Raw genomic sequence first — 26,893 nt, forward strand, 5'->3', positions numbered from 1 at the left:
GTCAATCATTCCTTTTTATTCGCATGAATTTCTTAGCACATGCTTACTTATCCTTTGACCAGCCCAAAGTATTAATCGGTAACTTTATCGGGGACTTTGTAAGAGGGAAAATTGATGAGCAATTTGAAAGAGAAATTGTCACGGGAATCATGTTACATAGAGAAATCGACAGCTTTACAGACAAACATAAGTTGGTAAAAGAAGCCCAGGACATTTTAAAGCCTAAATTTTCAAGATACTCTTCTGTGATAACAGATATGTACTTTGATTACTACTTAGCCGTACATTGGAGAAAGTACAGTAATGTGCCTTTAGAGGATTTTACTCAATCAGTTTATGACTTATTAGAAGCCAACAGATCGATTCTTCCTCAAAAGTTTTTGTTGCCATTCAAGTATATGAAGAAAGAAAACTGGTTGACAGCCTATGGTACTAAGGCGGGAATACAGCGGTCTTTTACGGGACTGTCCTATAGAACATCTTTTGATTCTAAAATGGAATTAGCCCCTCAATTTCTTGAGGAAAACCATGCTGTTTTCGAATCTTATTTTGAGCAATTCTTTTCTGAATTAATAGATTTCTCAAAAAGAAAATTGAAACAATTACAAAATAGAGATGGTAAGTTGTAAACCAAAAAAAAGCACCTACATGTCTTTGGGATTTGTGGTCCTTTTATTGTTCATTGGCTTAAGTTATTTATTGTATGACTTTAACCAGTCACGCGAATTCCCCTTCCTTTTTTACCTGATTGGGAGCACCCTCATTACTATAGTGTTGTTACTTATTTTGGTAAAGATGATGGCCGGCTACAAATTTTTAGCTGCAGGAAAGGACAAGATAGAAATTTGGCTCCCGCTCAAAGGCCAGCGGAAAAAATACAGTGTGACGGACCTATTGGCTTGGCAAGAGGAGGAAGTAGTAGCCAATAAGAAAGTTTTCAAACAGTTAATATTGGTATTTACTGACAAATACTCCTTTTCTATCAGTAACCACGAACACTTGGGCTATGATGACTTGAAAAGGTACTTAGGAAAGAAGGCTTCGAAAAAGAAAGTGAAATCCTAAATCCCAATCACAAAGGTTGAGCAACCCAAACCACTAAGGTTGTCAATATTTCGAAAAAATGTCCCGCATTTAAGAAATACGGGACATTTATAAATTTCAATTTTACCTACGATTGAGCTTTAGCAGATCAATTCATCAGGAGGTTTGAGTAAAGCCAGTGCTTAATGCGACCAATCAAAGCCATCTATTTCTTCCAGGCTTGCTTTAAGAAGCTGAATGCTCGATTGAACATCTTCTTTATTTGCCATTTCAATAACTTGGTGCAAATGCCTTGTAGGAATAGAGATGGCTCCTGCAATGGCTCCTTTTCTTCCCATTCGCTGTACTCCGGCAGTATCTGTACCTCCGGCTGTTAAAATCTCTGTTTGAAAAGGTATGCTATTATTGGCTGCTGTCTTCTTTAAGAAGGCTACCATTCTGTAATCACAAATGGCTGAAGCATCCATGATTTTGATGGCAGTACCTTTGCCCAATTCCGTAATCTTTTCGTGCGCTGCAGCACCCGGAAGGTCAAAAGCAATGGTGGTATCTAGCGCAATGCCAAAATCCGGATCAATGTGGTGTGCCGAAACCTGGGCACCACGTATACCAACTTCTTCCTGAACGGTAAAGGTGGCATATACATCATAGGCAGGAGCTTCCAACACCCTCAATGCCTCCAATAAAATAAAAACAGCAATTCTATTGTCAATGGACTTACAATTGACACAATTCCCCATCTCCACCAACTCTCTTTCACGGGTAATGGGGTCGCCTACTTCAATCCATTTCTCAACCTCTTCCTTATCCATCCCAAGATCAATAAAATAATCTGAAATTTTAGGCAGCTTGTTTTTTTCTTCAGGGGTCATCACATGTATAGGCTTGGTACCCATCACACCCATTATATCCTTTTCTTTCCCATGGATAATTACCCGCTGCGCTGTGAGGGTTTTTGGGTCAAAGCCACCAAGGGTATGAAATCTCAAAAAACCATTGTCATCAATATGGGTAACAATAAAACCTATCTCATCCATATGAGCAGCCACCATTACTTTCTTCCCCTCAGGGTTTCTCTGCCCTTTCTTTATTGCAATGACATTTCCTAAATTATCTACAGCTACTTCGTCCACCAAGCCTCTGGCTTTTTCTACGATAAAATCTCTTATTTTTTTCTCAAAACCAGGAGCACCGGGTAATTCACAAATCTCTTTTAATAAAGCAACATCAATCATTTATACTTTGGTTTAATACGCCCTTTCTTCTTTTCCTTCCATATAATTAACAAAGGCCTTTTTCACTACACGAATTCCACCCTTGGTAGGGAAATTCCCTGTAAAATACCAGTCCCCACTATGGCCCGGGCAGGACGAATGAAGATTATCTACCGTTTGGTAAATTACATGAACGCCTGCCTTGATGTTTTCGGAAGTAATAATTGAAGCAATTTTATCGGAAATTTCCTGATCTGTAAAAGGTGCATAAATCTCTTTTACATAATTTTCATCTGACTCAGGGTTAGCTACACATTTGTCATAAACCCTTTCTAAAAGATTGTCCATCCCATCTTTGTCCTCTATCAATTGTACGGCAGCCCTAAAAGCGATAAAATCTTTCATCCTGGACATGTCAATACCATAGCAATCAGGGAATCTTATTTGGGGAGCAGAAGAAACAATTATTATACGCTTTGGCTCAAGCTTATCTAAGGTTGTGAGGACACTTTTTTCAATGGTGGTTCCTCTCACTATACTGTCATCAATTAAAACAATGGTATCTATCCCTGATCTGATTACCTCATAGGTTGTGTCATATACATTCGATACCATTACATCTCTATCAGAGTCATTGGTGATAAATGTTCGCAATTTGACATCCTTGCTAACCAGTTTTTCGACTCTCGGCCTGAAGTTTAACAACTCACCCAGATCATCCAAATGCGGTTTACCTTCTATCAAAATCTCCTTTCTTTTGGCACTGAGGTAATCTTCAAGCCCTTCTATCATCCCATAATAAGCAGTTTCAGCCGTATTGGGTATATAGGAAAAAACGGTATTCTTAAGATCAAAATCAATGGCTTTCAATATCTGAGGAACCAAAGCCCGCCCAAGATTTTTCCGCTCTTTATAAATATCAGGATCAGTTCCTCTTGAAAAATAAATCCTCTCAAAACTACAGGATTTTTTCTCCTTTGGAGGGATAATTTCAAACTCACCATACGACCCATCTTTATTAAAAATAAGCGCATTGCCAGGTTGAATTTCCTTTATCTGCTTGTAATCTATATCAAAAGCAGTCTTAATAGGTGGTTTTTCCGAGGCCACCACTACGATTTCATCATCCGCATAATAATAGGCCGGCCTAATTCCTATGGGATCTCTAACCACAAAGCCAGCACCATTTCCTATCAGCCCTGCCATGGCATATCCTCCATCAAAATCCCTACAACTTCGCCTCAATATTCTGGCAACATCGAGTTCTTGTTCGATTACTTCTGTAACTTCTACATTAGAAAATTTGTCTTTATACTTATCAAAAATCCTCTGATTTTCTTCATCGAGGAAATGACCAATTTTCTCCATTACCGTTACGGTATCTGTTTTTTCTTTGGGATGCTGCCCCAAATTTACAAGGATATCAAAAAGTTCCTCCACATTGGTCATATTGAAATTACCGGCCATGACCAAATTCCTACTTCTCCAATTATTTTGCTTCAAAAATGGATGACAGGTTTCAATGCTATTTTGCCCATGTGTACCATACCTAAGGTGTCCCAGCCAAACTTCTCCTGAAAAAGCCGAATTGTTTTTCACCCATTGCGCATCCATCAAATCTTCAGGTGATCCAAGCTTTTTGGCCTTCTTGTATTTCTTATTGATTTTTTGAAAAATCTTGGTAACTGCCTCAGGTTCTACTGACCTGTATCGGCTGATGTATCTTGTACCAGGAGGGGTATTAATTTTTATATTTGCCAATCCGGCGCCATCCTGCCCACGGTTGATTTGTTTCTGCATCAAAACATACAACCTATTGGCGGCATAAAACGGGGTATTGTATTTGTCAATATAATATTGCAATGGTTTTCTAAGCCGAATCATTGCAATCCCACACTCGTGTTTGATCTGGTCACTCATAACATTCTAAAGGAGTAAAATATGAACCAAAGTTACGTCTTTTTTTAAGAATTAGTTCCCCAAACTGCTCAAACTTAGACCGAGTATAAATTAGCTAAAAAATTTTAACCCAACGCATAAAACAATATAAACGTCAAAAAAAACTTACTCCCACAAAGGAAATTTTTGAAGTTTTATCTGTTTACCAAAGAAAAGCTTGGTGGTTTCCTCAAAAGAAACTGTGTAATCGGAAACCAAAAACTTGTCTTTTTGTCCTGAAATACGCTCAGCCAAAAGCTTGTTCTTTCGGAGTAAATTTTCCACCGACTTTGCTACGGTTTCTGATGCATCTATAATTTGAATCTTTCCCTCATAAAATTCCATTATTTGATGCTTGATCAAAGGGTAATGGGTGCAACCCAAAACCAATGTTTGAATTTCCTTTAATTCCGCCCGGTTTAAATAAGAAGCAATAATATCTTTACTTATATTTTGTAAATGAAAACCCTCCTCAATCATTGGAGCAAGCAAAGGAGTGGCCAATGATTTTATTTTTATTCCTTTACCAAGACCATTTACTTTTCGTAAATACACACCGGAAGTCACCGTCTGCTTGGTACCAATCAATCCCACATTTTCGCCTTTATGATTGTGGCCAAGAAAATCAACAACCGGATCAATAACATTCACAACCAAAGCTTTAGATGCTACATAAGCCTTTACTAAATCATAGGCTGCAGCGGAGGCAGAATTACAGGCAATTAAAATCATTTTGCAATTCTCCTTCAGTAAGGCATCAGCAATTTTTACGGAGTAGGCTTGAATAGCCGCCGTACTTTTATCTCCATAAGGCAAATGAGCTGTATCACCAAAATAAACGATTTGCTCATTTGGAAGCATTTTTTTCACTTCCTTGGCTACAGTCAACCCTCCTATTCCACTGTCAAAAATCCCTATGGGCGATTGTGCAACGATGGCCATAATTACTTAGAATTTTAAAAGCTTTTTATAGAAAAATAAATTCCCCGGATTCACGCACCCGGGGAAATGCAAGCGAAGGGTTAAACTAATTTAAAACATTTTGCACGCTAGCCATGGATTAAATCCCATGCACAAAGCATGCATAACAAAGTTAGTAAAGTTTTTCATTTCCCACAAGGGTTGTTTGAGGTCAGCAGTATGGGTACATTATACACAAAAATTTTCTGCAAAACACAAACCTTTCTACGCACTAAAGTTGGCACAATAAATGCATTAAAACCTCAATAACCTTTGGATTATGAGACGTGAAATTATTGCAGGGCTGGGAGTTGGTACATTGTTCATTTTATTCATATTCTCCATACTATTTAAATTTCAATGGAATAGCCATGAAATATTTAGGAACAACAAAGACAACCATCCAATTGAATCCTCCGTATACAGTACAACAAGCAGTTTGTATGCAGATTCTGTAAATATTGCTGTGGCCGATTTACCCCTGAATATCCAAAGGGTTATTCAGACTGACAGTTTAATTAACGATCTAGAAATACGAACAGTAACAAAAATCTCACAAAACGATGATGATTTCTACGATGTATGTTTTAAAGATGCCGATTATTTTAATATAATGGTGCTCTATGACGAAAATGGAATCATTGTTTCACAATAAAAATATAAAAACAGCTAAGCCAACGGTTACCTAAAAGCACTGATTGTGAAATCGGTGCTTTTCCTTTATATTTAAAATCTAATGCGTATTAATTATATATGTCAAAAATTCTTTTAATTGAGGATGACCTTACCTACTCTAAAATCATTAGCAAATTTTTAGAGAAAAATGGATATGAGGTAATGAATAGCACCAAAGTGTCGGAAGGCCTGAGCTATTTTGAAAAGCATCAAGTTGATTTAATCATTACTGATTACCGCTTACCTGATGGGACCGGTATGGAAATTCTTGATCAGGTGCTCAATGAACAACCGGAATTCCCCGTCATTTTGATTACCAATTATTCTGACATTAGAACGGCAGTCAAGTCCATGAAAATGGGCGCTTTTGAGTACATCACCAAACCCATTCAACCGGACGAATTACTCCTCACTGTACAACAAGCTCTAAAGAAGGAAAACAAGCAGCGGAAACCTTCCCTACAAGTAAATAAAAATGAACAGTCTGCAAATAAACTTTCTGAACTGGATTACCAAATTGGAAAAAGTAAAGAAGCCTTGCAAATTGAAGAACATATTGGCCTGGTGGCCCCCACCGATCTAAGCATTATCGTATTGGGAGAAAGTGGTACAGGTAAAGAATACATCTCCAAGCGGGTACACCAACAATCCAAACGATCTAAAGGTCCTTTTGTGGCTGTGGACTGCGGAGCCTTGTCTAAAGAACTTGCCGGAAGTGAACTATTTGGGCACGTTAAAGGGGCTTTTACCGGAGCCATAGACCATAAAACAGGACATTTTGAGAATGCGAATGGGGGAACAATCTTCTTAGATGAAATCGGGAATTTAAGTTATGAAATTCAAATCAAGCTTCTCAGAGCCATACAAGAGCGTAAGATCAGAAAGATCGGTGCCAATAAAGACATCTCCGTGGATGTTAGAATAATTGCTGCAACAAATGAAGATTTACAAGACCTCTCCAGGCAAGGCTTATTTAGAGAAGACCTTTTCCATCGGTTAAATGAATTTAGCTTAAGGGCCCAACCGTTGAGAGAAAGGCGGGAAGACTTAATGTTTTTTTCCAATCTATTTTTGTTAAAAAGCAATGCCACACTTGAAAAAAATGTCTCAGGTTTTAGTCCGGAGGTGGTCAAGATCTTCGAAGAATACCACTGGCCGGGAAATTTGCGTGAACTAAAAAACATTATCAGGCGAGCAGTATTGCTGACCGGAGAAGGCCAAATTCAATCCAAAGTAATCCCTTCTGAGCTCCTGGATCACGAACCTTTTCAGCCCGTAGACATTAGCTCTGCCAAGGATCTAAAAACCTCCTTTGAGGATCAAGAAAAATCACTTATCATAAAAACATTGGAGGAAATGCGATTTAACAAGTCCAAAACCGCAAAAGTATTGAATATGGACAGGAAAACACTGTACAATAAACTTGAAAAATACGGTCTGGATTAATCCACCATTTCGTAGCCGAATTTTAAGGCTAAATCTTCCAATAGGGTGTTGATTTTCTCCGTCAAAGTCCACACTTTTTCTTGAATGTCTTGGGTGTTATTCCTTTTCAGATCAATCTCAATTTCTTTTGCGAGATCTTTGTATTTGAATTGTAATTGCCCCAACCGACTGGAAAGCTGGTGTGCAATGGACTGTATGGTTTCATAATCTTCTTCATCGCAGGCTTTATTCATCATGATTAAATCCAAGCCAGTTTGAGTATAAAAACCCTCTAAGACCTCCTTAAACAATGCTTCATCTCCCATGCAAAATTTCCTGATATCAATTAAGCTGTAATCAGAGGCAGGCTCACTGCCCTCATCTTCATTGGCCAGGTAGCGACTTAATTTTTCAGGTGATGCAAGAAGCAGCACTTCTTCTTTGTGAGGCTTAACAAATTCCACAATGATTTGAACAAGTTCTGCTTCATTAAACGGTTTCAATAATACACCATCGAAACCTTCATTGATCATGCTTTCCCTATCTTTTGTAAAAACATTCGCAGTCATGGCCACAATTGGCACCTTTTGGTATTTCTCTTTTGACCTTAAAGACTTAAAAACCTGATAACCATCTATTTCAGGCATTTGAATATCCAGCAAAACCAGATCAAAATCTTCCTCCACAAAATTATTCATAAATTCAATTCCTCCGGAATAGGCAACAACCTCCGCCCCCAGACCACTAAACAACAGGTTTGTGAATTTCAACCCCATTTCATCATCGTCCACTAATAGCACCTTCAAATTTCCCACAACATTGGCGTCCACTTCAGGAATAGCACTTTCCTCTTTCTTGTCTAGGAGGGTTGCCGGTATTGAAACAGTGATCTTGGTTCCTTCTCCGGTCTTGCTTGCTACAGCTATATTTCCCTCCTGTAGATCTACAAGCTTTTTAATAATTGCCAGACCTAAACCCGTACCACCATATTTTCTGGAAATGGTTCCATCTCCCTGGCTGAATTCTTTAAACAAATTGGCTTGAAGGCTTTCATCCATTCCCATACCTGTATCTGAAACTTCAAGCACCAAATTATCCGCAGTATCCATGAAAACCCTAACCGAAACTTTCCCTTTTTCGGTAAATTTCACTGCATTGGATAGCAGGTTATTCATGATCTGATTGATTCTTAAATCATCTCCCAAAAGGTATTTATTTTTTGGGAGCAATACCGAAAACTCCAATGAAAGTCCATTGTCAATAGCTTTTTGCTTGAAAAAGGAATGTATGTCTTTAAAAAATGAATCGGGATCAATGATCGCTTTTTCGATTTTTATTTTACCCGCTTCCAGCTTCGAAAAGTCGAGAATATCGTTAACAATCCCCAAGAGCGTTCCTGAAGCAAATTGTATCATTCTCACATATTCAGTCTGGGCTTCACCCAGATTGGTTTTTAGCAAAGCTTCATTATAACCTTGAATTACATGAAGGGGATTCCGTATTTCATGGCTCATGCTGGCTAAGAAATCTTGCTTGGTTTTGGCCAGGTTATCTGACCTTCTTTTGGCCTCAGCTAGTTTTTCCTGATAAGCTTCTGCCTTTTTAATTTCTCGAATAATACTATAAATAAAACCCGAAGAACCAACTACCCCAACAGCTATCAAAACGCCAAGTAAAATTGAAAGTTTGTAGGTCAATTCATATGCTGAATCATTTTCAGCCTTAGATCTTAAAAGTGATTCATTTTGCAAAGAAGTGACCACGCTTTGAATATTCATGATCAACTCCCTGTTTTTTTCATTGAGCTCTTGTTCCAACTCACTTAGCCTGGACCGAAGATACTGTTCTTCGTTATTGATATCCAATACCATTTGCCTGACAGTATAAATGATGGAATCTGAATTTACAGGCATGTCATCGTCTACAGGGTTCAAGCGGTTAAGGTTAAGCCTTAATGTGCCCTTGATCTTATCCATGTCTTCTTTTCCGTCTCCGGCCAAGGTCCCTGAAGAAGTTACATCTTTGTTTATTGATTTGGGTGATTTATCTACGCTTTGATTTTGGTCTTTAAGCGCTGAAGGGTCAATTCCAATCCTTATTTTCCCTAAATTCTGTAGTCTACTTAGCTCTTCTTTCCTTTTAATTTTTCTTTCAATATTGTATAAGGCCTCATTGCTAAAATTCCTGTTATAAAGACTCTTCTTTACATCTTCCAGACCTTTATAAACCACCATCAACTCATTGACACTATAGCTAATCCCTTTCAGTTTTTTTAATTCTGTAGAATCCGAAACAATGGCTTCAAGTTTTTTTATCTCATTTTGTATCTGATTGTAATAATCTAGATTATGGCTGGTATCCTCTTCCACAAACACACTTCTAGACTTGTCCAGTTGGTAGATATCTGCCAAAAGTTGATTGAGGTTTCTCAGTTTTTCGTTAGGCTCGGAAAGGGATTCGACAGAGGCCAATAGTTTGGTCACGCTAAAATAGGTTATTGCCCCTACCCCCACTATTAAACAAATCCCCAAGAAAAAACCGAGGATTACCATTATTCTTGCATTGAATCTCATAATCAAGGTTGGTTTTTAAACCTGAAATATACAATAGACCTCCTTTTACAAACTGAAATCATCTCAAAATAAGCCTCTTCGTTTCTGTTTTCGATTTTTCCATAGCCATGCTAAGCTAAAATCTCTTAAGAGCCTATTTCTTTTGATTGCAATCCTACCTGATAAAGCTCAGGAAACCCTATTACATATTCCAGATAAAATGAATTCATAGCAACAATTCAGTTCTATTGAATAATTTACACTTAAATGCAAAGTACGCCTTTAAACCTTTGAAAATGAAGGGCTTTTTAAAAAAATTGGCGATTAACCTTAAAAAAAACCTATTTGGTGTTAAAACCCTATTCTTCGTCAATGGGAAGACCAAGATTTAAGCTTTCGAAAACATGATAAATGGCATAGTAGGTTAAAGGTATGGTAACCACCAACCCGATTCCAAATAGCAGCCCACCAATTAAATTCATCAGCGCCAAAACCAAACCAAAAAGGAAAAATTTAGTCCATTTTTTGTGAATAATTTTTCTGCTGTATTCCAACGAATTCCAAAAATCCATTCCTGAAAAGATGGTGATCAATATGCTAAACATATACCCGACCATAAGGTAGATACCTGGAAGAATCAAAGCAAAAATACCTAGAACGGTGATAACTTGACCGACTATCCAAACCAAAACCACTGGCAAGTAATAATTGAAACCTTTAAAGAAATCGGGATAAATTACCTGCTCTCCATGGCTGATTTTATTCGCTACCAAATAAAAACCCGCGAATAGAGGTCCTGCAAGAAAAAATGAATACACGAATAGAAAGTTCTCCGCGTAATACATAAACAAAAACTGAAGAGAAACGATCAAAAGGGTAAAGGAGATAGAATAAATGGCCACTTTTTTATAAGTTTCCCAGCCACTTTCTATGGCTTCCCTGATATCAAAATCAAAATCTCCTTCTAAGATCAGGTCCAAATGTTTTTTGTCCATAATTAGTCTGCTATTCTATTTCTCTTCTTGGAATATTATTTTGTAATTGCTGCCAAAATATCGTGTTTGGTTACGATATGAACCCGATGATTATCGTCCCGTACCAAAACTGCTTTTTCTCTCTCTACCATAGAGGACAATACATCTAAAGTGCTGTCCAAGGCAACAAATTGCATGGAATCTTCCATTACCTCGGAAACGTTGGCATCTTTCAGTTCAGGATTCTCAATGATTTTAAGCAATAGCTTATTGTCAGTAAGGCTTCCTATGACATGTTCCCCTTCCATCACAGGGATTTGGGAAACACTTTTATCGTTCATAATGGCAATGGCCTCCTTGATCTTAGTGGTTTTATTCACTACTACCAATTGATAGCCATCCTTCCTTGATAAAACGATATCCCTTGCGGTGCCGTAGGCCTTATCTTCCAGAAATCCGTGGTTTCGCATCCAATCATCATTGTAAACTTTACCTAGATAACGGGTCCCATGATCAGGAAGTAAAATTACCATTCGATCTCCTTTTTTGAGATTTTCTTTGGCATATTCCAAAGCACCATGTACTGCCGATCCACAAGACCAACCCACGAAAAGACCCTCTTCTTTGGCCAACCTCCGGGTCATGACTGCCGCATCCTTATCGGTAACTTTAATAAAATGGTCAATCACTGAAAAGTTGACGTTTTTCGGCAAAATATCCTCTCCTATCCCTTCAGTAAGGTAAGGGTAGACTTCATTTTCGTCAAACTCTCCTGTTTCCTTGTATTTTTTAAAAACCGAGCCATAGGTATCAATACCCACAGCTATTAGGTTTTCTGATTGTTCTTTTAAAAACTTTGCCGTCCCTGACATAGACCCCCCAGTACCTACTCCTGCGGCAAAATGAGTGATTTCACCTGCTGTGTCTCTCCAAATCTCAGGGCCTGTGGTTTCATAATGCGCTTTCCAATTGGAAGGGTTATCGTATTGGTTGGGATAAAAAGAATTGGGAATGTCTTTATTTAGTTTTTGGGCTACCGCATAATAGGACCTTGGGTCGTCAGGAGCTACATTGGTAGGACAGACGATAACCTCAGCTCCTACAGCCTTCAAGATATCAATTTTTTCTTTGGACTGCTTGTCAGCCATCGTAAAAATGCATTTATACCCTTTTGATATGGCTGCTAAGGCCAGTCCCATACCGGTATTGCCACTGGTGCCTTCGATGATGGTCCCTCCCGGTTTCAATATCCCTTCCTTTTCGGCATCCTCCACCATTTTAACAGCCATTCTATCTTTCATGGAATTGCCCGGATTAAAATATTCTACTTTAACCAGTATTTCTCCTTCAATCCCCTTATTTAAATTATTTAATCTAATCAAAGGGGTGTTTCCGATAGTTTCAACAATTGAATTGTATATCATGGACTTATTTTTAAAACATTTTAAAATGATAGTTTAAGGAAGGCTTCCAGTAGAGCCCTCATTTAACACCTGCAAGCAAATACAATACCGCCATTCTAATCGCCACACCATTTTCTACTTGTTGAAGAATAATGGCATGTTCTGAATCTGCAACATCAGAATTCAACTCTACACCTCTATTGATTGGACCCGGGTGCATGATTACAATTTCTTTATCTAGTCTGTTTAATAATTCCCTATTGATCCCATAAAAAAGGGAGTATTCTCTAAGGGAAGGGAAATATTTAATTTGCTGTCTCTCCAATTGAATCCTGAGAACATTGGCCACATCACACCATTGCAAAGCCTTGAACACATCATGTTCCACCTTCACACCTAAATCGGCAATATACTTCGGCAATAAGGTCACTGGTCCACATACCATCACTTCTGCTCCAAGTTTTTGAAGGCAGAAAATATTCGATAAAGCAACCCTGGAATGCAAAATATCACCGATTATGGCAACTTTTTTACCTGCTACATCCCCGAGTTTTTCCCTGATAGAAAAAGAGTCAAGCAAAGCTTGGGTGGGGTGCTCATGCGTGCCATCCCCCGCATTGACGATATTGGCGTCAATATGCTTGGATAAAAAATGAGGTGCTCCCGGACTGGAATGTCTCATAACAACCATGTCAACTTTCATGGCCAAAATATTATTGACTGTATCGATCAGCGTTTCTCCTTTTTTTACAGAACTACTTGCCGACGCAAAATTGACCACATCTGCCGATAGTCTTTTCTCTGCCAATTCAAAAGAAAGCTTTGTCCTCGTAGAGTTCTCAAAAAAAACGTTGGCAATGGTTATATCTCTAAGAGAAGGGACTTTTTTAATTGGCCTGTTCAATATGTCTTTGAAATTGTCTGCTGTTTCAAAAATCAATTGAATATCTGCAGGGCTCAGGTCTTTTATCCCCAATAAATGTCTGGTACTAAGCTGCTCCATTGCTATTCGTTACTTTCTTTTTCAGTGATCCAAATGGCATCCTTCTCAAAGCCTTTATTTTGCCACTCAACGCTTACATACTGGCTTTCCAGGGTATTGACCTGCCGCCCGCAGTAATCCGGCTGAATAGGGAAATCTCTGGTGAATTTACGGTCAATAAGTATCATCAACTCCACTTTTTGAGGTCTTCCAAAAGCTATCATTGCATCCATTGCTGCCCTAACAGACCTGCCCTTGTAAAGTACATCGTCCACCAAAACGACTTTTTTATTTTCAATTAAAAAATCAATTTTAGTTTCATTTGCCCGTAAAGGAAGGTCTCTCCTTCTAAAATCATCTCGATGAAAGGTCGCATCCAAATACCCATATTCCAGAGTTATATTTTGGATTTCCTGCATCCGCTGAATGATTTTATCCAGCACCAATGCTCCTCGCGGTTGGAGACCTAAAAGAACCGTATTATCAAAATCATCATGGTTTTCTATCAATTGATGACAAAACCTACTGATGGTAAGTGATATCTGGGTTTGGTCAAGAACAAGTCTTTTTTGCATGATTAAAATTTGAGGCAAATATATAAATTATTTATTGGGGCTTAATGGCTCTATATAAAATCATCCACTTTTATTTTAGTAAAAAAATTGACCTCCCTGCTTTTCTCCCGGCCATCTTCACCTTGGTACCTTATCCTTTGCTTACCACTTAAAAGATAATAATTGTCATACCACCAAATAAGCTGCAAACTATTCTCTCTAGTCTCGGAGATTCTTTCATTTTCATTGACTAGTTCAATTTCAAAGGGTTCATTTTCCATGACAATATCCCCCTCTTTTATCTGGCTAAGCATCAATTCTTTTTCCTTAAGAAACATATAAAATAAATTACTTCCATCAAATACCAATTCCCCATACTTCATCGGGTCATTCTTTCCCGAATTGTCCAGATCTATGGCATTTTCCCAGAGTATATCCCCTTCTGCATTTAGTAAAATAAATTGTGCCGACAAAAACTTATATTGGTCTACTGTCTGTGCCCCCCTGAACCGCGGATCTAACCACAATGGATTGTAAAGGCCTCCATAACCTCCCATCATGGGGTTTAGTCGATAAAAATTACTTACATACATCCCATCTCTTGGCGCATACCTTGAGGAAGTAGAAATAAAATGATCATTGTAAACCAAGTATAGTCCATTTGAAGACTGAATTTCTCTTGTCACGACCACATTTCTGATGGGGTTATTTTTGCCCTTTTCAGCTCTTCTTTCTATGCGCTTCCACTTCTTTTCACGGGCTTTTTCCGGGAGGTAGTTGTAAAAATTTTCAAAATCAGTGATGTCATAAAACCTATTGGTATACTCACCAAATTCGTTGATTTTCGTGAAGTACAAACCTTGATAGGCTTCTTTTTTCTTCAAGCCATAGGGCCCGATCAAAGCCTGCTTATAATTGTTTGAGGAAGTCAGTAGCCCCTCAACAATCTCCATAGATGGGTCGCCCAAATCATCAATTTTCACCTCCCTAAGCTTATTCCCATCGGTGTCGTAGGTCAATATAGATACTATTTTATTTTTGAAGGCATCCCTTCGCGTCATCACCACATCAAATACATTCAACTCAGGATCCTTCCTCATTTGTAAAATCTTGGCATCTTTTTCAAAAAGACCGGGCACCGTTACCACTTCCTCGGTTTCAATATCGAATATCTGGATCACAGGGCGGTAATCGTACTTCCCCATAAAAACTGCCTTTTTGTTAAAAACCAAAAAGTCCTGTAATTCCATTTCTAAAATACTGGCAAGTTCAAGTTCTTTAAGCTTTCGGCTTTCGATATCTATTTCAAAAATAGCTTTTTCATCATCATATTGAGAACCTTTATCGAACAGGACATACAATAAGTCCCTATCAAGATCAAAGCCCACCAATTCATAGAAATCATCTAACTCTCTTTCAAGTGGCTTTTCTGCATTCAATTGAAAATCTGCGGTAAAATATTGAAACCGATCTTTTCTTCCGAAAGAATTTTCAGCTTTCATTCGAAATCCCACAACTCCTCTTTCGGTAGGCAATACATAAAAATCATCGTCTGCCCAGTGAGATTCTACCTCAAACCTTTGCGTAAATTGAACTTGCCCAACAGCTATTCCCAGTAAAAACAAGTAGAGTACAGTGGTCAATAGGGTTTGTTTTGACATTCCTTCAGGGTTTTATTTTCTGTTCACCTACCAAACTTTGCCTACATGCTAATTGTTCCAATAAGCCAACGCTATATCCTTTCTTCTTGCGCTTAATTAAGCGATGCTTGTGGCCTTTCAATTATTAACGGCAATCCTAATCCATCCTTCCTACTAATCATTTCTCAGTAAGTAGCCTACAAATGGGTGTTTTGGTAGTAACGGTTGATCAACTATATCCGCTGATACTTTGATTTACTCCATAAGATAAGACTTATGATTTTATTTTGAAACAATTATTTAGGACATTTGTCGGGTACACAACAGATCTCAAAACACCTTGGATAATAAACAAATTGTCAAGACCCTTAAATTAACCTTGCAATTGATGGAATTGCATGGAGAAAATGCATTTAAAATCAGGGGCTATCAATCTGCCATCAACAGTATTGAAAGAGAAGGCAAGCCACTTGCTAACCTAAACCTGGACGAACTACAAAAGCTCCCCTCTATTGGTAAAGGTATCGCTGAGGCCATTCTCTCTATTCAAGAGGCCGGTAGCCATGAGCTTTTGGATAAACTTATGGAGCAAACGCCTAAAGGAATTTTAGAAATTCTGGAAATAAAAGGCCTTGGTCCTAAAAAAATAAAAACGCTGTGGAAAGAACTTGACATCACCTCCACCCATGAATTGATGGAGGCCTGCCAATCCGGACAGGTGGCAAAAATCAAGGGCTTTGGACAAAAAACCCAAGACAGCATTATTCAAGCCCTAGAATACAAAGCTTCCAACCAAGGGAAATGGTTGTACGCAGATATAGAACAAGCGGCTAAAGCCCTTTATAATAGACTTTCTGAAAGCTTGGCTAAAGACAAGGTTGCCATAGTGGGGAGTTTTGAAATGGAAGCAGAAATAATAGCGGGCCTTACATTTCTAATTGGATCGAATGATCCAAAAGAAAGCCTTGCTACCATAAATAAAGTCAATGGGATAAAACAAGAAAAGTCCAAAATGAGTCCCTACCGTTGGGAAGGACAACTGGAGGAACCCGAAATCCATCTACTTATCACCATCGTACCGACAAAGGATTTTATTAAACAAAAACTTTTAAAATCTGCTTCCAAAGCCCACTTATTATATCCTACAGAAAATGGGCTGCCCCTTGGCGAATTGTTTTACAAGGAAAAATTTGAAACCGAGGAGCAGGCTTATGAAGCCGCAGGCCTCCCTTATATTCCCGCAGCTTTGAGGGAAGGCACCGGGGAACTCGACTGGGTAAAAACACATTCTTTGGATGAACTACTGACCCTCGAAGACCTAAAAGGTCCTTTACACAACCATTCCACTTACAGTGATGGAAAAAACACGCTGATGGAAATGTCAGCATTCTGCCAATCAGAAGGATTTGAATATTTCGGCATTGCTGATCATAGTCGCTCCGCATTTTATGCCAATGGCCTGGATGAAGACCGCATTTACAAGCAACACCAAGAAATTGACGGTATCAATGAATCATTGAAGCCCTTTCGCGTTTTTAAAGGAATAGAAAGCGACATCCTTACAGATGGGAGCCTGGATTATTCAGATGAGGTGTTGGCCACATTTGATTACGTGGTGGCTTCTGTTCATTCCGGCTTGAGTATGGATATTAACAAGGCTACTGCACGCTTGCTCAAAGCCATTGAAAACCCCTATACCACGATTTTAGGCCATCCCACAGGTAGACTTCTTTTACGCAGAGAAGGCTACCCGATCGATCATCGTGCGGTCATTGATGCCTGTGCAATGCATGATGTGGTCATAGAAATTAATGCCAACCCTTGGAGATTGGATCTTGATTGGCGATGGGTCAGGTATGCTATGGATAAGGGAGTGCTTCTCTCTATCAACCCTGATGCACATGAAAAAGCCGGTGTAGCCCATATGAAATTTGGCGTTATTGTAGGTAGAAAAGGAGGGTTGACCAAAGCGATGACCTTAAATACAAAGAGCAGAGAAGAATTGGCCAGCTATTTTGGGGACAGGAAAAGAAAAAAACAATGAACATACATCAAAAAGGGACTGAGGACTTGTTAAAGCTGTCCTTCCAATCCGGAATGGCGGGCATACTTTTTGGATTGATACCCTTGGTAGTTAAGGCATTGTTACAGCCTACCATGGCTTACGCGGGCTGGTTTGCCGGCCTGGCCATAGGCCTGCAGTTGCTGGGCTTAAGCCTTGCGGTGCTGGTGCTTCGCAGAAAAAAAATAAGTGCTCCACAAAAAGAAAAAGCCAAAAAGATGACTTTAATTTTGGCCGTATCCTTGCTCTTTTTCATGCTGGTATGAAAACCAAAAAACTAAGAACAGGACTACTAATCCTCTTTCACTTCTGTTTTTTAAGCGCATATAGTCAAGAGCCATGGAGAGATTGGAAAGTAGGGGATATTTTATTTCAAAATGGAGATTGTGGAGATTTTTGTGAAGCAATCAAAAAAGTGACCTCCGGGTATGAAGGGCACCCCTTTTCTCACAATGGGATTTTGATCGGAACAAAAGGTGAATGGATGGTCCTGGAAGCCAACAGCCAGGGGGTTATAGTCACCCCTTTAAAAGAATTTTTATACCGTCACACCAATACGAAGGGAGTCCCAAAGGTACATATTGGTCGATTGAAGCCCGAATACCAGCAGCTAATCCCGGAAGCCGTTCGATACGGGAAAACCCTGATCGGAAAGCCTTATGACAATGCCTTTGATTTGGCAAATGATGCCTATTATTGTTCAGAACTTATCCATTTTTCTTTTAAGAAGGCAAATGGAGGCGAACCGATTTTTGCAACCCCTCCCATGACCTTTAAGGATCCTGACACAGGACTACTATTCCCTGTGTGGGAAAAGTATTTTGAAGCATTGAATTTATCAATACCTGAAGGTGAGCCGGGGCTAAATCCCGGTGGCATGAGCCTTTCTCCTGCTTTAGAAATGATCCATGATTTTGAAAAGCCATAAGTTAAAGGAAAAATTATTGATACAATGAGGGCAAAATAGTACCTTGTCTAAATAATCACACATTCAAATAAGCCCCAAATGAACAGAAGATCTTCCGTAAAGAAAATAATGGCTGTAGCAGGAACAGGTATATTAACTCCACAATTAGGCATTTTAAAAAACCTATTGCCGGAGGCTAAGAAAGCAGCAGCTCCAGCACCTTTTTACCTATTCACAAAAGCCCTCCAATGGCTTCCTTTGGAACAGGTGCCTGAAACGGTCAAATCTTTAGGCTTTGACGGAATTGATTTACCTGTAAGGAAAAATGGTTTTTTTAATACGGATGAAATAAAGCAAAAGCTGCCCATAATTGTCAGAAAGAGTGAAACTTTGGGCTTAAAGCGGCCTGTACTAACCACTGAAATGAACCTCAATCAAATGGCTGATATGGATGAATTCCTTAGGACCATTTCCGGCGAAGGAATCACCGATTACCGCATGGGCTATCTTCCATTTACCACCAAAAATATCATCAAGGAATTAAAATCCCTCAATGCTTCCATGAAGCAATTGGCAGAATTGCACGAGAAACATGGGGTAACGGGCCATTATCAGAACCATGCCGGAAGGCGTATTGGAGGTTCTGTTTGGGAAATTTACCATTTATTGAAAGACATCAATCCTGATCACATTGGGGTGCAGTTTGATTTGCGTCATGCCTCTGTAGAAGGCTATCAATCTTATGAAAATGTTTTCCACATGATCAGTGATCAAATAAGAAGTTTTGATCTAAAGGATTATGTCTGGGGGAATGTTGATGACAAAGGTGACAGGCCGATTAATGTTCCCTATGGAGAAGGAAATGTGAAATTTGAACTTTTACAAGAGCATGCGGGATTTATGGGCAGCCTTCCTAAAATCCTACATTGTGAGTACGACTTAGGAGGAGCAGAGCATGGCCACAAGCACCCAACCATGAGTAAAGAGGCCATACTTTCTGCCATCGCTAAAGATGTAAAAGTTTATAAAACAGCAAAATACAAATAAAGCCTAAGCCAAAGCCTTGTTGATCAAAGCCAATGCTCGCTCTGAGTGGTTTAAAGACAAGGCTTTTTCATGGCCTTTTGGAGACATCTTTTTCCAGGTTTTCTGTAAGATGTCAATGAGTTTTTCTTCCTCATTTTCGTGCTTCGCAATGAAGTCATCAAAATAGTATTTTAAAAACACCAGACATACTACATCCTCCAGCGCCTGTGTCTCAGGGTCTGATTTCAATCTGCGTTTATTAATTAAATCATCAATTTTTTGTAAATCGGAAGCGTCATAACCGCTGCTTTGCAAGATTTCCTTGGCAAGGTTGGCATGAAACCCCTTGAGGTTGGTTCTCCATAGCAAATAGCCTTTTCGATCCATAGGATAGGAGTCCCTTGGGATTTCCCAACGCCGAATATGCTGACTTCTCGCAGCTAGCTTTAATACTTCATTTGCTTCCGGGTAAGTTTCTTCCATCATGTCGGCCATCCGCTTCCCATACAACAGTTCTTTGGGTACATTCTCTCCTTTTACTTCTTCAAGGTTCGGATCTTCTGCGTTGGCGGCATCAATTTTTGTTACTGCTGCACCATAGTCCCCGTTTTCAACATTTCTCATAACGCTTTCTTTTACCAATAAGCTGTTTACTTTATAAAATTTAAATCCGGTTTATACCACAGGAATCGTAATAAGTGGGGAAACCCTCAAGGAAATCTCCCATTAGCGATAGCGCTTTATTTTGAATTGGTTTTGCCATGTATTTGATAGCCTATTGTATTGTTCGGATTTATCCCAAAAATAGTTGAAATATCATCCTCATCAAATAGGTAACAGCGGTAAAAGACACCCGATTTCAGGTATTATTGCTTTCATAAGGGGGACAAAATGGTTAATTGTTAATGGGATATTTATTAATGGTTAATGGTTAATTCAATAATTGTTAATGGGCTAATGGTTAATTGTTAATTGTTAATTGAATAATTGTTAATTGATAATTGATAATTGATAATTATTAGTAGAGAGATTCGTATACTTCACCCGGAACTGAGCTATTACACGTTGCAAATTCGCCTTATCAGGGTGTTTGATGCGACTTGTTTACCTTGCGTTTTACTCCACCCTTAGTTGCCGGGTGACGGTGCCATTGCGGTGGTCCAGGTGGACGACATAGACACCGGGCCGGAGGTGGCTGATGTCAAGCCCATAGCTGCTGTCCGAAGGAGGGGCTTCTACACAGATCCTTTCCGCCCCCGTCAGGTCAAAAACCCTAATGCGCTGGGTAGGGCTGTCGAAACTGTACTCCTGGTATTCCCTGCTGGTTTTGTTTTCGGACTGAAGAATGGCTTTTGCGGATTCATCCAATGGCATTTCGGTAAGTGCTATGTTTACCCTGTCGTTGGCGGGGTTGGGATTGAGGCTCATGGTATAGTACGAACAGCCATACACATTGATATATACGTTCTGAAAGGCACCCTGACCACAAGAATTGACAGCGCGCACCCTTACGGTGTACATATTCGGTGTTGTAAACCAGCAAGCCAGCACCTCATTTCTGGTACCTGCGGTAAAACAACTGACTCCGGCAGGCTGCTGCCAGATAAAGTTGGTAATGTCAGCATCTTTATTGCCTTCAGGGTTGGTATTATAGGGGTCATAGAAGGGGTTGATATAGGTGTATTCGTTCAGGCAGACGGGGTAGTAGTTGGCATCCACCTGCATGCTCGTGTTGGGTACGCCCACCCAGATCTCCCGGCTCAGCTCGTATTCCCCACAGTCCGTATCCACGGTGTAGGTAAGGGTGGCTGAACCACTGACAGATGTAAGGTGGCGGTAGTTCCCGTACCTGTTCTTCCTGTGGAGGGAAAGAGGTAAGTAGGGGATACCGCCCAGGTCACCGTCTGGCCTGCTGGAACATTTTGGAGAGTGAAGTTGGTATTTGTGGTGCAGATGCGGTCGGGGCCTGAAATTGGGTTTGTGGAAATATATGCCTCGTGTACGGCCCGACAAGCATTTGCTCTACCTGTTCCCAGCTCGTCGCTTCTGCCATTCACGTAATTATACCCCCCAACCTCATCAGCAGAGTTCATTATTATATTGAAAACTTGCTGGTGAGTAAGGTTTGGATTTATTGCGAGTACCAAAGCTGCTATTCCGGAAATTTGTGGAGCTGCTGCAGAAGTACCTCCAAAGCGACCAGTATATGAGAAAAAATTAATACCCACATTGGGAAGCTACTCTCCAACCGGCGGAGGGATAGGTAAATCTGGATCATTAGGCCATGGATTATATCCATTATTTCCTGGAATATCGATCGTCCAGACCTCCAGAGTTTCTCCTATTATACCTGCCGGAGGTGGGTAAGCCCGGTGTGAAGGAGCAACAATAGCTATAATCTGATTGGTTGGGACATTGGGATTACTAGTTGGGCTATAATCAGCTTGTAGGTCATCCCTGTCCGAAGCTCCGACGGTGAATACCCCAGGAATGTTTACATTCGAAGGAAATAAAACAAACCCCGGCATATTTTGATTGTGACTTGCTGTGTTCCCTGCTGCAAACACGACTACAGCACCTAAACCACCTCTACCTTGCGTTACCGCATATTGGATGGCACTTACGATAACCGGAATAAAATTCGGATTATCAGAAGGGTAACCCCAGCTGGCAGAAATAACGTGAGCTCCGTTGTCAGCGGCAAATAGAATGGAAGAAGCGGTATTTGCAATTGTTGCGTCGAGCATCCTAACGGGCATTATCCGTACGTTGGGAGCAATACCTGAAATGCCTTGCCGATTATTCCCTGTTGCAGCTATAATTCCTGCGCAGGCATTTCCATGATTTTCATTGCCAACTGGCGAAGGATCATTGGCATTTCCTCCTACAAAATTGCTGCCGTTCAAACGGATCTGCCGTGCGTTGGGAAGATCGGGATGATTAGCGGTTACACCTTGATCGAGAACAGCTACTACAATTTCATTGCTGCCCATGGTGACATCCCAAGCACCCAGTACGCTTATGTCAGCACCGGCTGTCCCCGCATGGTTTTCTACAGGATTAAAAACCTAACCGAGAAGAAAACCTGTAAACTGTGAAAATGAAGATCAATGTAAATTTCAGCTTCTATCCCTAATTACTTCTAGGTCTGCAGTATTCACAGCCCAATCAATTTTTTGTAGCCTCAATCCCTTTAGGAGTTTTTTGTCACCCGTCCAAAAAGAAGCTCCTAACGCTAAGCTCAATGCAACAAATGGAGTATCAAACTCATCTATTGGAGTGGTCATCTTAATTGCTTTCTTCCAGAAGAGATCGCTTATCAATTCCAAATCAATAAATTCATTTTTTTTAAAACCATTCTTTTCATGAAAGAAAGGTCTTGTTCAGAATAGGCTGAAAATTTTAAAAGTTTCTGATGATGGTGTGCCAATTCTTCCAGTAAAAAAGTGGGCGTGAAGAAATCAAAAGTTCCAGATGAATTTAGCAGAATATCACTAATTGACCCATTTGGTGTCAGGAGAGCACTGAAAACAAAATTGGTGTCAACAACAACTTTCACTTGAGGAATTTTTCCTTATTTTGATCCCACCAAGATGATTTTGAAACCATATCCAGTTTATCAATTTGTATTTGACTAGCTTTACTTTTTGATGCGATTTCCCTGAACCTAATATAGTCCAAAATGCGTTGTAAGCCCACCAGGTCAGTTTCTGAGGGAACCCGAATCAAAATCTCTTCATTTGTTCTTTCGATCTGCATATTTAAATATACTCAAAATCTTTAAATAAAGTTTTTATTTTTAAATTGTTTTGTTAATGGGGTAATGGTTAATTCAATAATTGTTAATGGTTAATGGGATAATTATTAATGGGTAATTGTTAATGGGGCAATTGTTAATTAACAATTGATAATTAATAATTACCCATTAAAATAAACGGTTGATTTGGCGGAAGTATTGAAATGCCACACAAAGTCCATTTCTTCTATTGGGTACAAGCAAAAAATATTAGTTGTGAATTGAACTGCGTAAAATCAAGAATTCATGTGGATGTTCAATAAATTTGATTAATTTTGCCCCAATTTAGCCAATAGTAAACTATTTCAAAAATCATCAAGCATGCCAAAAGACAGTAGCATCAAACATGTACTTATAATCGGAAGCGGCCCTATTGTAATCGGGCAGGCTTGTGAATTTGATTATGCAGGATCTCAAGCTTCCCGATCATTGAGGGAGGAAGGAATTAAAGTTACCCTTATCAATTCCAATCCTGCAACCATTATGACCGATCCGGTGACTGCAGACAATGTATACCTTTTGCCACTTGAGAAAAAATCAATTGTAAAGATTTTAACAGAGCATCCGGACATTGACTGTGTACTTCCCACCATGGGAGGACAAACCGCCCTTAACCTGGCAATTGATTGCGACAAAGCGGGGATATGGGAAAAGTTCAACACCCGCATGATTGGGGTGGACATTGATGCCATAGAGACAGCAGAAAACCGAGAAAAATTTAAGGTTTTACTGGAAGAGTTGGGAGTTGGTGTATGTGTCGGACGTACGGCTACTTCTTTTTTACAGGGCAAAGAAATCGCACAAGAAATTGGATTTCCACTGGTAATTAGACCATCCTACACCCTTGGTGGGTCTGGTGGTGGATTTGTAGACAGCCCTGAAAATTTTGAAAAAGCATTAAGTGCAGGACTTCAAGCCTCACCTACACATGAAGTATTGATCGAACAAAGTATTCTTGGATGGAAAGAGTACGAATTAGAGGTTCTCAGAGATAATCTTGGCAATATGGTGGTCATTTGTTCCATAGAGAACTTTGACCCAATGGGGGTTCACACCGGGGACTCCATCACTGTGGCCCCTGCCATGACTTTGCCGGATCCTGTTTTTCAAAAAATGAGAAACATGGCCATCCGCATGATGAATGGCATCGGTAATTTTGCCGGGGGATGTAACGTACAGTTCTCTGTAAGCCCTGACAACCAAACCATCATAGGTATAGAAATCAATCCAAGGGTATCAAGATCTTCCGCTTTGGCCTCTAAAGCTACAGGTTATCCGATTGCCAAAGTAGCAGCAAAGCTAGCTGTAGGCTACAATCTAGATGAATTAAAGAATTCCATTACCGGCAGCACGTCGGCCTTCTTTGAGCCTGCCATTGATTATGTTATAGTTAAAATACCTAGATGGAATTTTGACAAATTCAAAGGCTCTGACAGAAAACTAGGCCTATCAATGAAAGCCGTTGGAGAAGTTATGGGAATAGGCAGAAACTTTCAGGAAGCCCTACAAAAAGCTTGTCAATCCCTTGAAATCAAGCGAAATGGCCTTGGTGCTGATGGCAAAGAGCTTAGAAACCAAGAAGAAATTCTGTACAGCTTGGCCAACCCTAGTTGGAACAGACTTTTCCATATTTATGATGCTTTCAAATTAGGCATTTCATTCAGAACCATTCAAGATCTGACAAAAATTGACAAATGGTTTTTGAAGCAGATCGAGGAATTGGTACACCTGGACAACACACTTGCCAAAGAAACACTGGAGAGCATCCGTAAAGAACTCATGCAAACGGCCAAACATAAAGGCTATGCCGACCGGCAAATTGCCCACCTATTGGGATGTTTGGAAAGTGAAGTTTTCAATAAGAGAAGAGATGAAATGGGAATCAAACGAGTGTTTAAACTCGTAGACACCTGTGCAGCAGAATTTGAAGCGCAAACACCTTATTTTTACTCCTCCTTTGGAGATGAAAACGAATCCATTGTTTCTGACAGAAAAAAAATAGTGGTCCTTGGATCCGGGCCCAACAGGGTTGGTCAGGGAATTGAGTTTGATTACTCTTGTGTTCATGGGGTCTTGGCAGCCAAGGAATGTGGCTATGAAACCATCATGATCAATTGTAACCCTGAAACAGTTTCTACAGATTTTGACATTGCGGATAAATTGTATTTTGAACCTGTATTCTGGGAACATATCTATGAAATCATCCTGCATGAAAAACCTGCAGGAGTGATCGTTCAGCTGGGAGGACAAACAGCACTTAAACTGGCAGAGAAAATGGACAAATACAATATCCCAATTCTCGGCACTAGCTACAGAGCACTGGACCTGGCAGAAGACAGAGGCAGATTCTCCCAGCTCTTGAAAGAAAACAATGTTCCTTATCCTGAATTTGGAACTGTACATAGTACAGACGAAGCTCTTGAACTTTGCAAAACCATCGGCTTTCCATTATTGGTAAGACCATCTTATGTCTTGGGTGGACAGGGAATGAAAATTGTTATCAATGAAAAGGAACTTGAAGAGCATGTAGTAACCGTTCTCCGGGACATTCCAAACAATGAAATATTGCTTGACCACTTCCTCGAAGGTGCCATTGAAGCAGAAGCAGATGCCATTTGTGATGGAGAAAATGTTTATATCATTGGTATCATGCAACATATAGAACCTGCGGGCATTCACTCAGGAGATTCTTATGCGGTATTGCCTCCCTATAATCTTGGAGACCTGGTTATTCGACAAATCGAAACAATCACTGAGAAGATAGCAGTGGCCTTAGAAACCAAGGGGCTGATAAACATTCAGTTTGCCATCAAAGATGACAAGGTGTATGTGATTGAAGCCAACCCTAGAGCATCCCGTACGGTACCTTTTATATGTAAAGCCTACCAAGAGCCTTATGTAAATTATGCGACTAAAGTGATGTTAGGTGAGAAGAAAGTGACTGACTTTAATTTCGCTCCAGTGAAAAAAGGTTATGCAATCAAAGAACCTGTTTTCTCTTTCCACAAATTCCCGAATGTAAATAAGGAATTGGGGCCTGAAATGAAATCTACAGGCGAGGCCATCTATTTTATAGATGACTTGATGGACGATTATTTTCTAAAAATATTTGCAGAAAGAAACCTTTATTTGAGTAGATAAAAGACCTAAATCAATAACTTACCCGGCTTGGATTTCAAGTCGGGTATCTTTATTCTGTCTCCTTTACAACAGTTTAGATTGGTTTTTGTATTTTTTTTCCATTAATATTGAATGCTAAGTGGTGATTTTCCGTTAATGGATTAAGCACTTTGTTGTGTTTGAACAGAATTAGTGAGCTTTCAAAATTGTAGATCATGATTTTCAAAATAATAATATTCTTTATTGCACTGGGTTGGGTTTTTTCTAGTTTATTTAAGTTTTTCCTAAACAGTAAGCTTAAAAAGTTTGCTGATCAGGTAAAAGAAGCCCAAAGAGAAGAGACAAAAAAAAGAAACAAACCTAAAGATGGCAATGTGAATGTTGATTTTATACCCAAGAATGGTAAAAACGGTTCTTCCAGCACCATTTCAGGAGGAGACTATATTGACTATGAGGAAGTAAAAGATTAAAACTACACTAAAACGTTGCCCTACCCTTTTGATGCGCTTTTTAATAAGGGCTTGTTGGAAAATTCGATAAAATTTGACCACGTAAGTATAAACTAATCCCTTCGTGGTTATTTTGTGTGTTTATCTTCTGATCAGCAGTACAATTCGACTA

24 protein-coding genes and 1 pseudogene are annotated in these 26,893 nt (G+C 39.6%); 10 read left to right on the forward strand and 15 right to left on the reverse strand.

Annotated features, from left to right (window positions below; genetic code table 11):
- The first annotated feature begins 23 nt into the window (after positions 1–23).
- Together ACYVHJ_RS19650 and ACYVHJ_RS19655 are read left to right on the forward strand one after the other, a co-directional pair.
- Positions 24–629, forward strand: coding sequence for an acyl carrier protein phosphodiesterase (locus ACYVHJ_RS19650; RefSeq protein WP_339903170.1), 606 nt, complete (start codon positions 24–26; stop codon positions 627–629).
- Positions 630–648: 19 nt separating this feature from the next.
- On the forward strand, positions 649–1,065 hold the full coding sequence (locus ACYVHJ_RS19655; RefSeq protein WP_460518262.1) for a hypothetical protein: 417 nt from the start codon (positions 649–651) through the stop codon (positions 1,063–1,065).
- Positions 1,066–1,226: 161 nt separating this feature from the next.
- Here the strand turns inward: ACYVHJ_RS19655 and ACYVHJ_RS19660 are convergent, their stop codons facing one another.
- From ACYVHJ_RS19660 to murI, 3 genes are all read right to left on the reverse strand, one after another.
- A complete protein-coding gene (locus ACYVHJ_RS19660) occupies positions 1,227–2,279 on the reverse strand; it encodes a M42 family metallopeptidase (protein WP_339903172.1) in 1,053 nt (350 codons plus the stop codon).
- Between the two features lie 12 nt (positions 2,280–2,291).
- A complete protein-coding gene (locus ACYVHJ_RS19665; RefSeq protein WP_339903173.1) occupies positions 2,292–4,178 on the reverse strand; it encodes an amidophosphoribosyltransferase in 1,887 nt (628 codons plus the stop codon).
- 144 nt (positions 4,179–4,322) lie between these two features.
- Complete coding sequence (gene murI / locus ACYVHJ_RS19670; protein ID WP_339903174.1) at positions 4,323–5,138, reverse strand: glutamate racemase; 816 nt, start codon at positions 5,136–5,138, stop codon at positions 4,323–4,325.
- 298 nt (positions 5,139–5,436) lie between these two features.
- Between murI and ACYVHJ_RS19675 the strand changes: the two genes are divergently transcribed.
- Together ACYVHJ_RS19675 and ACYVHJ_RS19680 are read left to right on the forward strand one after the other, a co-directional pair.
- Positions 5,437–5,811, forward strand: a complete 375-nt coding sequence (locus ACYVHJ_RS19675) for a hypothetical protein (protein ID WP_339904272.1) — start codon at positions 5,437–5,439, stop codon at positions 5,809–5,811.
- Between the two features lie 98 nt (positions 5,812–5,909).
- Positions 5,910–7,277 carry a sigma-54-dependent transcriptional regulator gene (locus ACYVHJ_RS19680; RefSeq protein WP_339904274.1) on the forward strand — a complete coding sequence of 456 codons (1,368 nt, stop codon included), beginning with the start codon at positions 5,910–5,912 and terminating at the stop codon, positions 7,275–7,277.
- On the opposite strand, the gene ACYVHJ_RS19685 is transcribed toward ACYVHJ_RS19680, so the two are convergent.
- From ACYVHJ_RS19685 to ACYVHJ_RS19710, 6 genes are all read right to left on the reverse strand, one after another.
- Positions 7,274–9,829, reverse strand: coding sequence for an ATP-binding protein (locus ACYVHJ_RS19685; RefSeq protein ID WP_460518268.1), 2,556 nt, complete (start codon positions 9,827–9,829; stop codon positions 7,274–7,276). The genes ACYVHJ_RS19680 and ACYVHJ_RS19685 overlap by 4 nt on opposite strands.
- Before the next feature lie 338 nt (positions 9,830–10,167).
- Complete coding sequence (locus tag ACYVHJ_RS19690) at positions 10,168–10,803, reverse strand: DUF2189 domain-containing protein (RefSeq protein WP_339904278.1); 636 nt, start codon at positions 10,801–10,803, stop codon at positions 10,168–10,170.
- 35 nt (positions 10,804–10,838) lie between these two features.
- Entirely contained in the window at positions 10,839–12,206 is a 1,368-nt protein-coding gene (locus ACYVHJ_RS19695) for a cystathionine beta-synthase (protein ID WP_460518271.1), read from the reverse strand.
- 58 nt (positions 12,207–12,264) lie between these two features.
- A complete protein-coding gene (locus tag ACYVHJ_RS19700) occupies positions 12,265–13,188 on the reverse strand; it encodes an aspartate carbamoyltransferase catalytic subunit (protein ID WP_339904104.1) in 924 nt (307 codons plus the stop codon).
- Positions 13,189–13,190: 2 nt separating this feature from the next.
- The gene (gene pyrR, locus ACYVHJ_RS19705) at positions 13,191–13,742 is read right to left on the reverse strand and encodes a bifunctional pyr operon transcriptional regulator/uracil phosphoribosyltransferase PyrR (protein ID WP_339904105.1); all 552 of its coding nucleotides are present in this window, start codon (positions 13,740–13,742) and stop codon (positions 13,191–13,193) included.
- Positions 13,743–13,792: 50 nt separating this feature from the next.
- Positions 13,793–15,382, reverse strand: a complete 1,590-nt coding sequence (locus tag ACYVHJ_RS19710) for a transcriptional regulator (protein ID WP_339904107.1) — start codon at positions 15,380–15,382, stop codon at positions 13,793–13,795.
- 367 nt (positions 15,383–15,749) lie between these two features.
- On the opposite strand from ACYVHJ_RS19710, the gene ACYVHJ_RS19715 reads away from it, so the two are divergent.
- From ACYVHJ_RS19715 to ACYVHJ_RS19730, 4 genes are all read left to right on the forward strand, one after another.
- Positions 15,750–17,405, forward strand: a complete 1,656-nt coding sequence (locus ACYVHJ_RS19715) for a helix-hairpin-helix domain-containing protein (protein ID WP_460518302.1) — start codon at positions 15,750–15,752, stop codon at positions 17,403–17,405.
- Positions 17,402–17,689, forward strand: a complete 288-nt coding sequence (locus ACYVHJ_RS19720) for a hypothetical protein (protein ID WP_303615283.1) — start codon at positions 17,402–17,404, stop codon at positions 17,687–17,689. The genes ACYVHJ_RS19715 and ACYVHJ_RS19720 overlap by 4 nt, the downstream gene beginning before the upstream one ends.
- Positions 17,686–18,351, forward strand: coding sequence for a C40 family peptidase (locus ACYVHJ_RS19725; protein WP_460518277.1), 666 nt, complete (start codon positions 17,686–17,688; stop codon positions 18,349–18,351). Before ACYVHJ_RS19720 ends, ACYVHJ_RS19725 begins: the two co-directional genes overlap by 4 nt.
- Before the next feature lie 78 nt (positions 18,352–18,429).
- Complete coding sequence (locus ACYVHJ_RS19730; RefSeq protein WP_460518280.1) at positions 18,430–19,377, forward strand: sugar phosphate isomerase/epimerase family protein; 948 nt, start codon at positions 18,430–18,432, stop codon at positions 19,375–19,377.
- 3 nt (positions 19,378–19,380) lie between these two features.
- Here ACYVHJ_RS19730 and ACYVHJ_RS19735 read toward each other — a convergent pair whose 3' ends face one another.
- From ACYVHJ_RS19735 to ACYVHJ_RS19760, 6 genes and pseudogenes are all read right to left on the reverse strand, one after another.
- The gene (locus ACYVHJ_RS19735) at positions 19,381–19,980 is read right to left on the reverse strand and encodes a DUF4202 domain-containing protein (RefSeq protein WP_460518283.1); all 600 of its coding nucleotides are present in this window, start codon (positions 19,978–19,980) and stop codon (positions 19,381–19,383) included.
- A 492-nt stretch (positions 19,981–20,472) separates the two neighbouring features.
- Positions 20,473–21,102 (reverse strand): T9SS type A sorting domain-containing protein, encoded by a 630-nt coding sequence (locus ACYVHJ_RS19740; protein WP_460518286.1) that lies wholly within the window; start codon positions 21,100–21,102, stop codon positions 20,473–20,475.
- Positions 21,103–21,116: 14 nt separating this feature from the next.
- Positions 21,117–21,584 carry a S8 family serine peptidase gene (locus ACYVHJ_RS19745; protein WP_460518289.1) on the reverse strand — a complete coding sequence of 156 codons (468 nt, stop codon included), beginning with the start codon at positions 21,582–21,584 and terminating at the stop codon, positions 21,117–21,119.
- A 9-nt stretch (positions 21,585–21,593) separates the two neighbouring features.
- On the reverse strand, positions 21,594–22,349 hold the full coding sequence (locus tag ACYVHJ_RS19750; RefSeq protein WP_460518292.1) for a S8/S53 family peptidase: 756 nt from the start codon (positions 22,347–22,349) through the stop codon (positions 21,594–21,596).
- Between the two features lie 126 nt (positions 22,350–22,475).
- Positions 22,476–22,915: pseudogene (locus ACYVHJ_RS19755) on the reverse strand (PIN domain-containing protein).
- A complete protein-coding gene (locus ACYVHJ_RS19760) occupies positions 22,912–23,115 on the reverse strand; it encodes a hypothetical protein (protein ID WP_303615278.1) in 204 nt (67 codons plus the stop codon). The pseudogene ACYVHJ_RS19755 and the gene ACYVHJ_RS19760 overlap by 4 nt, the downstream one beginning before the upstream one ends.
- Before the next feature lie 358 nt (positions 23,116–23,473).
- On the opposite strand from ACYVHJ_RS19760, the gene carB reads away from it, so the two are divergent.
- Positions 23,474–26,293 carry a carbamoyl phosphate synthase large subunit gene (carB, locus tag ACYVHJ_RS19765; protein WP_460518296.1) on the forward strand — a complete coding sequence of 940 codons (2,820 nt, stop codon included), beginning with the start codon at positions 23,474–23,476 and terminating at the stop codon, positions 26,291–26,293.
- A gap of 194 nt (positions 26,294–26,487) precedes the next feature.
- Positions 26,488–26,742, forward strand: a complete 255-nt coding sequence (locus ACYVHJ_RS19770) for a DUF4834 family protein (protein WP_339902771.1) — start codon at positions 26,488–26,490, stop codon at positions 26,740–26,742.
- The last annotated feature ends 151 nt before the right edge of the window (positions 26,743–26,893 follow it).

The sequence above is a fragment of the Cyclobacterium sediminis genome (assembly GCF_054781075.1).